The organism is Virgibacillus sp. W0181 (assembly GCF_051846915.1).
In the GTDB taxonomy this organism is placed as follows: Bacteria; Bacillota; Bacilli; order Bacillales; family Amphibacillaceae; genus JBPYCR01.
On sequence record NZ_JBPYCR010000037.1, the window covers coordinates 19,608 to 34,411 of the forward strand.

Below are 14,804 nucleotides of genomic sequence, written 5' to 3' on the forward strand. Positions count from 1 at the left end.
CCATAAGAAATAGCTCCGTACATTTATTATCATCAGTAACCATCAAAAAAACAAACAAAATACAACATAATCATTTTTAAAAAACGCCTTTTTATAGATACACTATTGCATTATTAAGGGGGTGAGCCAGTTTTTTTTATAAAACTCGATTCAATTACCATCTGTCATTGCATTAAATCACCCGAGGTGACAAAGGTAGTAATTCAAATGGACAACAGACAAATATAGGTGGATGAGTACATTTAATATTGGATAATTATTGATGTAATTTTTGGGGAGGGTGACAAATTTTGTGAAGTTTAACCCCAGCTTTGGCCTTTCGAAACCTTGTCTATAGACACTTCCTAAGATTTAATGGAATCGTACTTAATTCAATTTTAATGGGCTTACACTGAATTTATGTATATCACTTTACACATGAGTTCAATTACTTTAGCATGTACAAGTATGTCAATTTACTGGAATGGTCTCATCATAATAGAGAGATCATTCCTTTATTGCTTTCTACGGAATTTCTTGGAGATTTAGTGAAATACTTAAAGGTATACCCCTTAGATAGGAATTCGGTTTAAAGGCCTGCTCAATAAAATTGGGTAAAGGCAGCACCAATTAAAATGGAGGATTAGAATTAATGGAGAATTCGAAAGGCACGAAAACATCTTTAGATTTACCATCGCTTATAATAAGTGGTAGTGTTTTACTACTATTTGTTATCGCCGCACTTATCAATGCCGAATTTGTAGCAAATACTGTTGATTATTTATTTGGATTGTCAGCTACTTACTTTGGTGCACTTTATCAATTTGTTATGCTAGGTACGTTTTTCATTGCATTATTCTTAGGGTTTTCTAAATATGGAAAAATTCGTTTAGGAAATATAGACAAACCTGAAATGAGTACATTTAAATGGATTTCGATTATTATGTGTACATTATTAGCTGCAGGGGGGGTCTTCTGGGCAGCTGCAGAGCCACTTAGTCACTTTTTAACAGTCCCACCACATTTCACTGGAATTGAAGCTGGCACACCAGAAGCTATTGCACCAGCATTAGCACTAAGTTTCATTGATTGGGGCTTTCTGTCATGGGCTATTCTGGGTACCTTAGGAACCATTGTGCTGATGTATGCCCATTATCATAAAGGTATGCCACTTAAACCAAGATCACTTTTATATCCATTTTTTGGCGAAAAAATTATGAAAAATAGCGTATTCGGTACGTTTGTTGATACATTTTCAATTATATCTGTTGCCGCTGGTACGATTGGACCGATTGGGTTTCTAGGTTTACAAGCAGGTTATGGGGTCAACAGCTTAACCCCACTGCCTAACACATTAAGTGTTCATATCACCATTATTGTATTGTTGGTTGCCGCAGCGGCTATTTCAGCTGCCACAGGGATCCATAAAGGTATCCAAGTTTTAAGTCGATTTAATGTCATATTAGCTATTTCATTAATCATTGGTATTTTAATTCTTGGACCTGCCATGTTTATCTTTAATAACTATTTAGAATCCATTGGCCTTTATGTGAACGAATTTATCACCTTTAACACATACCGTGGAGATGAGGCTTGGCTAGGTGGATGGACAGTCTTTTTCTTCGCTTGGTTTATTGGATATGGTCCAATGATGGCACTGTTCACAAGTCGAATTTCAAGAGGTCGTACAATCCGTGAGCTTGTGGTCGCAGTAGCAGTTATTGCACCTGTTATTGCAACTTTCTGGTTCACTGTTGTTGGTGGTACAGGGATTTTTCTAGAATTAGATATTCCTGGATCTATTTCTACGGCGTTAGGTGAATCTGGTCCACCCGCAGCAATGATGGCAATTACGAAAAACTTACCATTAGGAACAATATTCGGATTCTTGTTTTTACTAGCTACGTCGATCTTTGTTCTTACGACGATCGACTCCATGTCATTAACCATTTCTATGGCCATTTCAGGTGATGGAGATCCACCAAAATGGTTACGAGTGTTTTATGCAATAGTAATGGGCCTCGTTGCGATTGTATTAATTTCACTTGGTGAAGGCAGCATCAATGCACTCCAATCATTTATTGTCGTCACCGCAGTACCCGTTGCCTTATTACTATTAACAACTTTTTGGACAGCACCTAAAGTTTGTAAAGAAATGTATAAAGATCAGAACCTTGGTTAAATGATAATTAATTAAAACAGCTTTTCTTACGATTATGTAAGAGAAGCTGTTTTTTTAAAATAATACTGTAAAGTTTATAAAATATGATATCATAACTAAACAAATTTATTATCACCATTAACTACCATGAAAACATGGCATAGTAAAAGCGTTTCTCCGGTAAAATTGCTGCCTTATTATGATACAGCCTTCAGACCGACAACGCCAACGATAATGACAATCAGACTAATAATCCGATTCAAGCTCTTTGACTCGTTAAAGAAAACCATATTGACCAATACAGCTGCAACTGTACCAATACCCGTCCATACAGCGTAAGCAATACTAACCTGTAAGTAGTTAAATGATGCATACAAAAACAGAAATGAACCCCCGAATCCTCCAAAAAACAATATCGAATGTACAAACGTTTTTTTCTCACTAAATTTGTTTAACCCTATTACCCCAAATAGTTCTAATACCGCTGCAATTGCTACAAAAAACCAGCCCATCTTTATTCAGTCCTCATTTCTGTTTGCTCATCTGTCGTGTTGTTATCCGCTAATTTTAAGGCAATAACTCCTGCGACAATAACAATTATAAAAAACCCTTTTGCAAAGCTAAAATCTCTATCGAAAATGAATATATCCATTAATGCCGTTCCGACTGTACCCGCTGCTGCAAAAATAGCATATACCGTTCCCGTCGGCAGCTTTTCACAAGCCTTTGACAAAAACATAAAGTCCAGAAATATAATTGGAATAATAATGATCCAATGCCACCAGGCACTCGCCACATTAAAGCCAAAAATCCATACTAATTCAAATAAACTCGTCAAAATCACATAAATCCAAGCCCTATCCATAAAAACGCTCCTTTTGATAAGTAAAATGAATGACATTCATTCATTAATAAGTAAAAACTTTACGCTACTAGGATATTCCTAAAGCGTATTTTACTAGTTTTTTCAATTCCTTACGATGCGACTCAATATGCGTTGGCTGTTGATCGTCGAAAAGATAATTTTGTTCTGCAGCAGTTTCAATCATCCCAATAATAATCTTAGCAGTATACTTTATATTAATATCTGCACGGATATTCTTCGCACTTTGAGCTGTAGAAAGCAAATTTTCCAACCACTGATAAAGCGGCGTATAAATTTCTTCCCAATCATGAAGATGTTCCGTTTGTGTCATTCCGATATACATTAATTTCGTAAGATCCTTAAATTCATACGTAAACTTAAACATAACATCAATAACTTCATCCAATTGCTGCTCGATATATTCAGCCCTCACGTCATGTTGCAGACGAACATTCATTTTATTGACTAAAACTTGTGCGATCGCTGGCATTAAAGCCATCTTTGATGTGAAATATAAATAAAATGTTCCTTGAGCAATCCCCGCTTTATTCACAATGTCAGAAATCGTCGTCTTCTCAATACCCTTATCAGTAAAGATATCTATAGCCGCTGAGATAATATTGTCTCTTTTACTCATAATCATTCGCCTCTTTCCAAATGACTGAATGTCAGTCATCACTTAATGATATGTTAGAAGAGCGGGGATTGTCAAGGTGCATGTATAGGTGATCATCGCTCCTTGCTTAAAGCAAAGAACCGTAGCAGTATTTACATGTGTGAATACACCTTCGCGAAACGCCAGGCACTCAACTAAGAAAAAACACTCCATCCTTCATAGAAAATTCTACAAGGGATAGAGTGTGTGCCATTATGTTTAATTCTCCGACACTTTTAAATGTGTGATTAGAAATTCACCATCAATACGTTCTACGGTATAGACGTTTTTATATTCCTTATCTGTATCATCGCCCGTTTCCCAATTATAAATAGAGAATGCTTCATAGACAGTTACTTTGTACGTATCCTCGTCCACTTTGCTCATGTCAATAATCTCATAATTTAGCAGCTCTTCGGATATATTTCTATCATACAGATCTTCCACAAAAGCTGATTGCTCTTTATAAAAATCACTCGTTGGGGAAATATAAGCTGTGATATAGTCACTATCTCCTGAATTGACAGCATCGCTAAAGCCCGACATATACCAACTTATTATATCATTAACTTCTTCTCGATCAGCTTCTTCCTGAGCTTTGGCAACATACTCGTCTGCTTCTGACTTCGAAGATTTGTATAAGTAAACAGAATCATCATATGTATCAAAAAGTAACGTTTCGTCATCTTCCCGAGTAATATCTATATATTCTTCATATCCTTCATGGTATGCAGTTAGCGACTCCTGGTCTGCATGCTCTATTTCTACCTTAATTTTATCTCGTTCAGAAAGAAGATTGACCGTTCCATCTGGTTTGAACTCTATAAAATCATCATGTTCTGATCTCCAAACCCCAGCAATATCTGTAAAGTTAAGCTCATTATTAAAGACAAGTTCATCATGATAATATACATTATGATAGGCACTTAAATCTTCATTAACAACTTGTGCCTCTTGCATGTCTTGCATTATATATAACTTATCTTTATTAGTAGAATAAACGAGACTTCCATACACGTAACTATATGCTTCTACATCACTAGTTACTTTTTCATCCCCGACAAACAGTTCATCATTGCTGTTTTGATAAATAACTTCCCCGTCAGCCGTAATCGTATATCCTAAAACATCGGTTGCGACCTTTTTCTTTTCACCTTCGGAATCCAACGTATAGACATTATTATCGCCATCTTCATAGAAGATTCCGTGATCCCCAAATTTAAAATAAAAGACATCACTCGCTAGTTTGGTAGCCGAATCTTCATCCGCTTTTTTACGGAAAAGATTATCATCTGCATTAACAAAATAATAGGCCCCGTTATCATACCAATAATCCCTTACGTCTGTCGCCACCTGCTTTGTCGCCATTTCTCCCGTAAGCTCTGTCTTATACAATGTAAATGTATCCGAATCAGACCCAACATATACAAGCGCGTTATCCACGAATTGAACAGTATCTATCATGATGGTTTCCGATGAAATTTTCTTCGCTTCCCCGTTTTTTCCATCCCGGTAAAATAGAAAATAATCATCATTCAAGTAAGCCAGATCGCCTTTTTTACTAAAGATCACAAAAGACTCCGTATTTGACGCTATTTCTTCTTCCGTTCTTTCTTCAATATTGTACTTTCTAAAATTCCCGTCAAAATTCACATAATACAAATCATTGTCAATAAGTTCATGTTGGTACACATTGGACGCAATTTTCTCAACATCCGCATCGGTATCTTTTTTAATAATGTATAAATCACTTTCATCGTTCCGGTAGGTAATTATTCCGCTATCATCGTTACTTATGTCATAGGAGTACACATCATCTGCAAGTTTTTCCTTGGCACTTCCTGGCTCATATTCATATAAGGTATTCTCACTATCTATGAATAACACTTTATTGTCCTTATTCAAATAAGAAAAATCAGACTCTTTTACATCCGTGGCAATCTTGTCCATCGCATCATCACCAAGCGTCTGCATCGACAAATCCCCAACACTAATTCCATCTTCATCTTTATGATTTTCCGTATAATAGAGGAAACTGTGATGAACCTTACTGGGCTTCACTTGCTTCTTAGTGACAGATTGTGCTTCTCCCCCTTTACAACCGGTCAGTAAAAAGAGTAAAGCAAATGCAATGATAAGTATATCTCGCTGTCTAAATTTCAAATCCATCACCCTTCATTAAATTATGAAACTATTTTACCACATAATGTAGCGTTTTTAATGAAAAAGAACTAGTTATTTTATAGTTTTTTAGATAGACTTGTCTTCAAATTTTATGGTGAAAAAAGCGCATAGATGCTTGGAGGTTACACCATGGATCGAGGGGCCTTATTTCGCTTATCTTCTCTTAGTAACAATCCCACCAATGCCTGCAATCCAAATATACGCAAAAAACAAGATCCATAGATATAGAATAGGGATTGACTCATATCCGAGTAGTGTAAAAACGGCTATGCCAAGGAAGAGCACGGCCAAGGCAATATGTGATGCGTATGCAAAGAAGCGGGAGACGTTGTGGATGACGCGTTCGTCGGCTTCAGGCATGTTGTCTTTTTTGCGTTTTTGTTTAACAAGCTGGATGATAGTCAAAATGATGGCTGCTGCCAGTCCACCTGCAAGAACCTCATATGGGAATTCACCTTGAAAAAGATAAACTAGCAATGCACCAAGACCCGCTCCTATCAGGGTGCCGATAATGACGAAGTACGGTGTCCATTTTTCCAATGCTTTGCCCCACGCTTTTTTGTCTTTTGAATTCATTTGTCATCCTCTCCTTCCTCTAAAATGAAAATAGCCTCCATTGGCATGTTGAAATAAGAAATGATTTTCAGTGCCAGTTCTAGGCTTGGATTATATTTATGCTTTTCAATTGCATTAATCGTTTGCCGGGTGACTTGCAGATCCTCGGCCATTTTAACTTGAGAAATTCCCTTTTTTATGCGGATTTTTCTAATGTGATTAATCACTGCCATGGCCAGACCTCCATAAAACGTAAAGACATCTTTACACTTATCGTAGCAAAAGAAGAAAAATGTGTAAAGATATCTTTACAGTTGACTCGGAAATATTTCATTGTGATTAGCCGGGTCTTTTGGTAAAGTGGAGATCAAAGTACAGGGTCACCGTCTAACCAATAAAGGGGTGAAGCGATGAAGCAGCTGATGTTCATCATTGGAATGGTATTATTGATCGGAGTAATAATAGAATGCCAGGGCACGGACACCGGAAACAGAGATATGCCATTGCCCGGTGACAAGCCGCCGGATGTGTATGTTGAGATTGACAATGAAAAGCATTTAGCAAAACTTGGGACGTATTGCTGGGGCAATGAGTGTGTGGATACCGCTGGGCCAGTTGAGTTGCTGGAGGGGCAAGAGCCGCTGCAGGTTCAGCCTAATGCACCGATCAAATTAAGAATGGACTTTTCACCAAAGCCTGATACGGCTCATGTTCTGCAAATCAACGGCGATAAGGAGATGGAAGTAGATATAAAAGATAACCGATTGACTGCACCAGATGAACCAGGTGTTTATTATTATTCATACGGCGTATGGTGGATGGATGCTGAGGAGGAAAATGTAGCGCACGGAGATGCATTTTATGTGTTTGCGGTGGAGGTGAAGTGATTTGATATGATGAGCTTACCTCCACTGGACACTTTTAATAAACTGCTTTTATGCAACCTTGGAAACCTATTATTAAATATCTTAGACCTTAGACACAAATCTGAAACTGTGTATTAAAGAAACATTGGCTTCCCCCTATAACAAAGCCTATTGACTACAAAAATGTTACAATACAATTAACTTAAAAAGTCAAAGGAGTAATCATATGCCTAAAATAATAGATCATTATGAAAGAAAAACACAAATTGTTGAAGCAACGTTTGACGTTATTTATCATTATGGTTTTGAAAGAACAACATTACGGGAAATTGCCAAAAAGGCTGGGTTATCATTAGGTTCTGTTCAACATTTTTTTCCAAAGCAAAAGGACATCTATACATACGCTATGGACGTTATTTTCCAAAGGTTTGAACAAAGAATGGAACAGGTAGAACAGGTTGACGAAGATGTTTTTGATAATGCTGTTCATCTAGCAAAACAGATTGTCCAAGTACATACAGATGTAGAAAGAATGGAAAATGATATATGGGTGAAATTTACCCTGATGGCAACGATGAATCCGGAATACCAGGAACTAAAAGAAAATTATCGAAAGGTAAACTTTAATTTTGCAAAAAAAATTATAAACATGCTTTATCATAATGGATATCTTGCAAGTACGATAAATGTCGAGTACAAAGCGCATTCGCTAATTATTTTCATCACTGGTTTGACATTTGAGTCAGTAATATATTCCCACTTTTACAACCATCAAGTAGTGGAACAAAAGGTCAGAGAGTATTTGACCAGCATTTGTAAACATAACAAATGAGCTGAGAAGCCTCCTATGTGGGAGAATATTTAACTCAAACAGTCCAATTTTCCATAGACGACAACCATCATTATGAAAAGGAACAGGACAAAGGCGAACCAAGATTTAATTATCGGAAGCCCTCTTCATCAATCCAGTTACATATCCCTCCCATTGTTAAAAACAACCTGCTTATGCTATAAAAGCATAAATCTTCCCTCGATCAAAGCCTCCCTGTTCTTATTTCATTAGAATGCAACATCGTATTGGAATAATTATTTAAGTATTCTCAGAGATCCGATTTTGCTAGGTCATTATCGGATGAGTCATAAAAAAGATCAATCCTTCAGGTCAGTAACCCAGGATTGATAAAATGTGCCGAATGTTTTTTCTTTTTCTATAAACAATTACTTAAACCAATTTAATGGTTCGGGCTTCAAATTATGGAAAACATGTTTTATTTCCTGATATTCCTCAAGGCCTGTCTTGCCAAGCTCCCGGCCAATACCGGATTGCTTGTAGCCGCCCCATGGTGCTTGTGGGAAGTAAAGGTTCACGTCATTGATCCAGACCGTTCCCATGCGCATTTTGGCTACACACCGTTCTGCTTTTGCAATATCATTGGTAAAAACGCCGCCGGAAAGCCCATAAATGGAGTCATTAGCCAGCTGAACGGCCTCCTCTTCAGTCGCGAATTTTTCCACAGTGATGACTGGACCGAACCCTTCATCTTGTACGACACGCATGTCAGTCGTGCAATCTGTTAACACAGTTGGCAGGAAAAAAAATCCTTTTTGCAATTCGGGATCATTAGGAACACTGCCGCCAACAGCGACCGTCACGCCCTCTTGTTTCCCTCTTTCTACATACTCAATCACTTTATTTAAATGCTCTTTTGAAATGAGCGGTCCCATTTGTGTCGATTCTTCAAAACCACTACCGAGTTGAATGTTTTTTGCTCGATCGACCAACGACTCAACGAATTGATCGTGAATGCTTTCTTCCACAATCAATCGTGTGCCTGCCGAACAAACTTGGCCGGCATGGAAGAACACGGCATTCATGGCCTGATCCACCGCTGTTTCAAAATCAGCATCAGCAAAGATCACATTCGGGTTTTTCCCGCCTAGCTCCAACGCCAGTTTTTTCACATTGGAGCTGGCAGCTTGCATAATCTTCTTTCCTGTTTCAAGTCCGCCAGTGAACGAAACCAGATCCACGTCATTATTCGAAGCCATTTCATTACCAACGGATTCACCAGGGCCAAGCACTAAATTGACTACACCTTTTGGAATGCCAGCTTCTTCCATTAATTCGAATACTTTAATCGATGTCAGCGGTGTAATCTCACTTGGCTTCATGACAAGCGTATTTCCTGCTACAAGTGCAGGCGCCAGCTTCCATGATGCCTGTAGTAACGGATAATTCCATGGAGTAATTTGTGCACATACTCCAACAGGTTCACGAACAATTTTACTAGTTGAATTTGGAATAGGTGAATTAATAATCTCTCCATCGGCTTCTTTATCAGCCATTTCCGCATAGTACCGGAATACTGCGGCAATATCATCCATATCCATGAGACTTTCCGCAACCGTCTTACCTGTATCAAGTGATTCGAGGTTAGCCAGTTCATCTCGGTCACGTTCGATCAAATCAGCAATTTTATGAACCACTTTGCCGCGTTCTATAGCTGGTATGGTGGACCAATCACTCTCGTTAAAAGCTTTACGCGCCGCGGCAATTGCATTTTTAGTTTCATCTATATCGCCTTCTGAAACTGTAGCGATCACTTCCTGGTTGTAAGGATTGATAATATGACGGACACTGCCGGAATTCGATTCAACCCATTCACCATTAATGAACATCTTTTTCATTTCCAACGAATACACCCCTTTTCTTCTCGCATTTTAACCGAAATAGTATCGGACAGGTGAATAGGCAAGCAAGTCACAGGAGCCGTTCACCATATATATGATGGAAATTGTCGTATCCTTTATTGTGATGCTCGCTTGCTATCCATCCGCTTTATTTTAATTATTGTTTAACCACTCTGGATTATTTTCTAGCCACTCTTCGGCTACTTCCCCAGCATCTGCACCATTATCGATTTCGGTTATCATTTCCGCCATATCATCAATGCTTACTGTCCATTCTTCGAGAAGTTCGTAAGCTTCAGGCGCTTTTTCTTTTACATCTTTATGAACGATCGGATGAACCGAACTTCCATTGAAAAATTCCGGATGTTCTTTATTCGTTAATATTTTTAAGCCCATATCATTAAACATGGAGTGAGGGTCCCAGCCATATAATAAAATTGGCTCATTCTGATCTGTCTTTGCTTTAGCAGCAGCTAGCATCGCACCCTCCGAAGAGCTAATTAATTCAACATCAAGTTCATAAGCATCGATAAGCTCCTGCAATTCATCCATCGCAGGATCACCATCTTCAATCGCGATAAGTTCATTATTCACTATATCTTCTTTGCCAATTAGGTCTGCAACATCATTGATGTCTTCCATATAATTTGGTACAACCATTCCTGCATTTGCATCTTCATAAATTGGTGCAAGTTGTTCGATCGAATCCGAATACTCTTCCAAGTATTGTGTCTGTTGTGGATACCACGAGTCCAAATAAATATCTATTTCTTCATTTGCCAAGCCAGCATAAACAGCACCGATATTCGCCTCTACCACTTCAATGCTATAACCTCTATCTTCCAGTATATCTTTAACAATTTCAGTCGGTGGAAGCGTGCTCGTCCAAGCTGTCAACCCTAGGACTAATTCCTGTTTCTCTTGATTCTCTTGACCATTTGCTTCTTCATTTTCCGCTTCATTATTAGCTGTTCCACACCCGTACAAACCGATTGATAGTATCAGGACCGTTATCATCACAATTACTTTCTTCATTACAAAATTCATTCCTTTCAACGTTTTGCTATTTATTTTGATAATCATTCGCTTAATTAGTCCAACTGTTTTGAGGCTAAGCCTCGATAGAAGTAAAACCCCTTATTTACATCTATTATTTATCATTCCAATATTCTTCCCCTGCTTCATGGAGCCATTGAATGATATTATCATTACCTATTCTGGATACACCCAACTCTTGAATGTAATAGATGCATTCATCCAAGTTTTCAGGGTTACCGGAAGCTTTGATCTTGATTCTGTCACCCACAATGTCACGCATTGCTTTAACATTATCGACCGCGGAATTATCGTATGGTTCTACCATCTCATCCGTATAGCCTGCTTCTCCAGTACCATCATATCCCACAGCAAATCCGGTAGCATTCTTCACATAATCGGCTCCGGATTCAATTACCAACTCACATGCTTTCGCTAATTCTTCCTTTTTCTTTAGGTGAGGTGTCTCAATGATCACTTTAACAGTACAGTCACTTCTTTTACTTTTTGCTGCTTTGACAATTTGTGTCAGCTCATCTAACACATAGGCATAATCACCGTCTTTAAAGCGAGCGATGTTCATTACTACATCCAATTCATTCGCACCATATTCAATGGACGCTATAGCATCGACAATTTTAGCCTCAGTCGTTTCGAATCCCAGCGGAAATCCGACTACACCGCTTATATTAGCATTGTCTCCTATAATATTTTTAGCTACAGCAACGTCGGTCGGGTAACAGCATAAACCAGCAAAACCGTATTTAATCACTTCACGGCTTCGTTTTTCTATTGATTCCTTACTTCTATTCTGCCATAAAATGGAATAATCGATTTTCTTGCAGAATTCCGCTTTATTCATCTTTAATCATCCTTTTTGCTCATTTCTTGGCTGCCAAGTTATGGTCCCATACATTTAAATGTTTTCTAATGATAATTTCGAAATATCGTGAACAGATTTTATTGTAATACAGTTGACTTAAAAAAACAAGCAAGTAATTTTTATTATTAAAACAAATGCTATTTGAAAGGTGAACAAACGACGCGAATAAGCGGCTTTATCCCTTTTCAGATAAGTGATTTTAACAACCCTCCCGTATTTTTAATATAAAAAAAGAACCCTAAACTTAATTAGAGTTCAACAGAATTACTATTTTATTAAACAGCTCCTTATTCGATTGAGGGCGCTAATCCCTTAAACTGATTTTCGCACTACCCAATCCTAAAAAAAGTAAATTTATAGGAAACCGCCGCCTGTTTATGGTACGATTCTTCGTGACTAATCTAAGTGAAGTTTTTAGTATAAAATGATAAAATGGCACACAAAAAGGGTAATTGAATTTCAATAGAATTTAGCGTTCTATTTTGACCAAAAAATGTACGATTCTATGAGTTTAATATTCGTCAAAGAAGTAATATACAAGTTTCAAAATAAATGATAAGGAGTTAAAGAGTATAAATATGGAAGAAACAACATTACACTTATATCAATCGAAAGTAAAAATCATCTTATATACTATCATCTTTTTTCCATTTATGGCCGGTGGATATTATTTCACCTATATAGCGGTGAAAGAGCAGTCATTTTTAGGAATGCTGACGGCTTTATTTATAGCTATTTTATTTACCGTTCTAAGTGTTGCGTTTATATTCAAACTTATGCGGAATCAACCTAATTTCACGATAACGAATACATATATTAAGTTAAATCCACAGACAAAAAATGAAATAACCATTTATTACGATCAGATAAGAACGATAGAAGTGTCAGAATCATTTTTTCAAAAATCAATTGAACTCGTTATATACGATGAAGATGAATTTAATAATCAATTGTCACTTTATAACAAAATAAAATTAGCTCCAAATAATTGGTTTGGTTATAAAACAATTACGACTTCACATAAAGCAGTTGCCAAACGAGACCGTCTAAAATTATTGACAGCATTAGACAATATCGTCGAAGGCAGAACGATGGGGCACCCTTCTGTAATTGATATTCACCACCAATCGATAGATTCACAAAAAGATTTTATGGAAAAATACGATCTTAATCCAATAACTGATCTTAAAATTGATAATACCTATTTTAAAAAAGCATTTGGGTATAGTCTCTTTATTTTCCTTTTTATGTTCGTATTATTCTATTTACTTATAGATAGCGGTGACGGTTATTTATCATATATAACTATTAGTTTTTTTGCATTTCCATTTGCTAAAGTACTCATAGACTGGATGGGAATACATAAACTTCGACAAAAACTAGACAAACAAAAAGGTGTTACATTTTATTTATACCAACTGATATTCGTTTTTGATGCATTATTATTCCATATTAGTATTTTCATTGCGCCATTCGGATTATTATTTTTATTTATACGATATATCATAAAAAAGAAAAATGTGAAAAAAAAATAAAGTTATTATATCTAATAGAATTACGGCATTTAAGAATGTAAAATAACTGCAGAAAGATACTACGCTTTTTGCGGAAGCTGGTAGGCTAGCACGTTTCAAATTAATACCTATTGGTAAATTAACGACACAAGCCGATAACAACTACATGGCCGTTAACTTTACGGTATAACGATGTTTCGTGTGAAGTTTTTAAAAAGGAGTAATAGATATATGAGTGATGACGAGATTCTAGTCATGGAACGAAAACAAAAAAAGAATTTTAAAATCTGGATGACCTTATCCGCATTAACAGCAGTGATAAATTTGATTGTTTTACCATTATCCTTTTTCATTGGAGGAATGGCGACAGCTGCTCCTGATAGTGGGTTTCGAGGATTTGCGTTTGGTTTTTTATATGTACAGATTATACCTCTTGCTATATTCTTAATTGTAATTTCAGTATTAATTGTTTTTATTATAAAAGTAAAAAGGTCGGATTTCATGAAGACCTTCTTAAAATTAATGATAATAATAAATATAATTATCGTGCCAGTTTCTATTTTTATTGGATTGAATGCGATGAGGCTTCAAGATGGAAGCATACTTGCATTTATATATGGTTTTTTATTTATACAAACAATACCTCTTACTATACTCCTGATAGGAATACTTACGTTGAGAAGTTTAATGAAACAGGAAGAAAATGAGGAATTAAGCAAATAAATACTAGAATAGAAGCAATTGGGTATGATTGTAGTACAGTTTCATGGACACAAGAAATTCAGGGGATGGCCAATGAGATAGAAGACAAAGGGTGTTTTGTTGAAATCATGACACTTCTTAATTACTTTATAAAAAGCTCTTTACTTTTGAGTTATCATTTCCCAGTAACCAACTAGATATTTCCTTCAATTTAGTATTATGAGTTTCTCTCACCCTCCATTCACTAAACCTATGTTTGGAGTGTTATAAAATGTGGAACATATATAAATAATTACATTTTGAAGGAGTAATTTTGTTATGGTTCACTAGCGTTGCATAAATGTATTTTAATTATTCGGTAAATTATTTATTTCTCTATAAGACAAAAAAGCTAACAACCTAATAAAGGTGGCACTGTCCATTTGGTAAAATTATACATTTAATACTTGGGTACAACGACGACGTTTATTTAAATTCAAGTAGGCACCAAGCTTTCGAATCGCTGCGTCCATATATATGACGGTTTCCACAAGGCAGCCTTTAGCCAACGGCTAATTCGAAGCAATGATTTTTTGCTACTTGTTTCTAATTGAATAAGTACATGCAGGCAATAGGTAATCAAAGCTATGTAAATTTGATTTTGCAATGCCGTTTCGCTCATTCCGTAAAAATGCTTGATTTCTACATGTTGTTTAAGCCACTTGAAAAATAGTT

Annotated in this window: 14 protein-coding genes and 1 pseudogene; 5 read left to right on the top strand and 10 right to left on the bottom strand. The window is 36.6% G+C overall.

The window, feature by feature from the left end; all coding sequences use genetic code 11:
- Positions 1-631 precede the first annotated feature (631 nt).
- Positions 632-2,161: a BCCT family transporter gene (locus ACLIBG_RS12985; protein ID WP_439313195.1), complete on the top strand. Its 1,530-nt coding sequence runs from the start codon at positions 632-634 to the stop codon at positions 2,159-2,161.
- Between the two features lie 176 nt (positions 2,162-2,337).
- On the opposite strand, the gene ACLIBG_RS12990 is transcribed toward ACLIBG_RS12985, so the two are convergent.
- The 6 genes from ACLIBG_RS12990 to ACLIBG_RS13015 all read right to left on the bottom strand — a co-directional run bounded on the left by ACLIBG_RS12990 (position 2,338) and on the right by ACLIBG_RS13015 (position 6,632).
- Complete coding sequence (locus ACLIBG_RS12990; protein ID WP_439313196.1) at positions 2,338-2,652, bottom strand: DMT family transporter; 315 nt, start codon at positions 2,650-2,652, stop codon at positions 2,338-2,340.
- 2 nt (positions 2,653-2,654) lie between these two features.
- Complete coding sequence (locus ACLIBG_RS12995) at positions 2,655-3,005, bottom strand: DMT family transporter (RefSeq protein ID WP_439313197.1); 351 nt, start codon at positions 3,003-3,005, stop codon at positions 2,655-2,657.
- A 67-nt stretch (positions 3,006-3,072) separates the two neighbouring features.
- Positions 3,073-3,642 carry a TetR family transcriptional regulator gene (locus ACLIBG_RS13000; RefSeq protein ID WP_439313198.1) on the bottom strand — a complete coding sequence of 190 codons (570 nt, stop codon included), beginning with the start codon at positions 3,640-3,642 and terminating at the stop codon, positions 3,073-3,075.
- Positions 3,643-3,879: 237 nt separating this feature from the next.
- Positions 3,880-5,823, bottom strand: coding sequence for a TcaA NTF2-like domain-containing protein (locus tag ACLIBG_RS13005; protein WP_439313199.1), 1,944 nt, complete (start codon positions 5,821-5,823; stop codon positions 3,880-3,882).
- Between the two features lie 174 nt (positions 5,824-5,997).
- Positions 5,998-6,420, bottom strand: coding sequence for a hypothetical protein (locus tag ACLIBG_RS13010; protein WP_439313200.1), 423 nt, complete (start codon positions 6,418-6,420; stop codon positions 5,998-6,000).
- Positions 6,417-6,632 carry a helix-turn-helix transcriptional regulator gene (locus tag ACLIBG_RS13015; RefSeq protein WP_439313201.1) on the bottom strand — a complete coding sequence of 72 codons (216 nt, stop codon included), beginning with the start codon at positions 6,630-6,632 and terminating at the stop codon, positions 6,417-6,419. Before ACLIBG_RS13015 ends, ACLIBG_RS13010 begins: the two co-directional genes overlap by 4 nt.
- A gap of 177 nt (positions 6,633-6,809) precedes the next feature.
- Between ACLIBG_RS13015 and ACLIBG_RS13020 the strand changes: the two genes are divergently transcribed.
- Positions 6,810-7,286: a hypothetical protein gene (locus tag ACLIBG_RS13020; protein ID WP_439313202.1), complete on the top strand. Its 477-nt coding sequence runs from the start codon at positions 6,810-6,812 to the stop codon at positions 7,284-7,286.
- Between the two features lie 205 nt (positions 7,287-7,491).
- Positions 7,492-8,097 carry a TetR/AcrR family transcriptional regulator gene (locus ACLIBG_RS13025; protein WP_439313203.1) on the top strand — a complete coding sequence of 202 codons (606 nt, stop codon included), beginning with the start codon at positions 7,492-7,494 and terminating at the stop codon, positions 8,095-8,097.
- A gap of 386 nt (positions 8,098-8,483) precedes the next feature.
- Here ACLIBG_RS13025 and betB read toward each other — a convergent pair whose 3' ends face one another.
- The 3 genes from betB to deoC all read right to left on the bottom strand — a co-directional run bounded on the left by betB (position 8,484) and on the right by deoC (position 11,853).
- Positions 8,484-9,953 (bottom strand): betaine-aldehyde dehydrogenase, encoded by a 1,470-nt coding sequence (gene betB, locus ACLIBG_RS13030; protein ID WP_439313208.1) that lies wholly within the window; start codon positions 9,951-9,953, stop codon positions 8,484-8,486.
- A 156-nt stretch (positions 9,954-10,109) separates the two neighbouring features.
- Positions 10,110-10,991, bottom strand: coding sequence for a glycine betaine ABC transporter substrate-binding protein (locus ACLIBG_RS13035; protein WP_439313204.1), 882 nt, complete (start codon positions 10,989-10,991; stop codon positions 10,110-10,112).
- Between the two features lie 115 nt (positions 10,992-11,106).
- Positions 11,107-11,853 (bottom strand): deoxyribose-phosphate aldolase, encoded by a 747-nt coding sequence (gene deoC / locus ACLIBG_RS13040; RefSeq protein ID WP_439313205.1) that lies wholly within the window; start codon positions 11,851-11,853, stop codon positions 11,107-11,109.
- Positions 11,854-12,452: 599 nt separating this feature from the next.
- Here deoC and ACLIBG_RS13045 point away from each other — a divergent pair.
- The gene (locus tag ACLIBG_RS13045) at positions 12,453-13,409 is read left to right on the top strand and encodes an STM3941 family protein (protein ID WP_439313206.1); all 957 of its coding nucleotides are present in this window, start codon (positions 12,453-12,455) and stop codon (positions 13,407-13,409) included.
- A 210-nt stretch (positions 13,410-13,619) separates the two neighbouring features.
- Positions 13,620-14,111 carry a hypothetical protein gene (locus ACLIBG_RS13050; protein ID WP_439313207.1) on the top strand — a complete coding sequence of 164 codons (492 nt, stop codon included), beginning with the start codon at positions 13,620-13,622 and terminating at the stop codon, positions 14,109-14,111.
- 454 nt (positions 14,112-14,565) lie between these two features.
- Here the strand turns inward: ACLIBG_RS13050 and ACLIBG_RS13055 are convergent.
- Positions 14,566-14,804, bottom strand: a pseudogene (locus tag ACLIBG_RS13055) (IS4 family transposase); the annotation flags it as partial.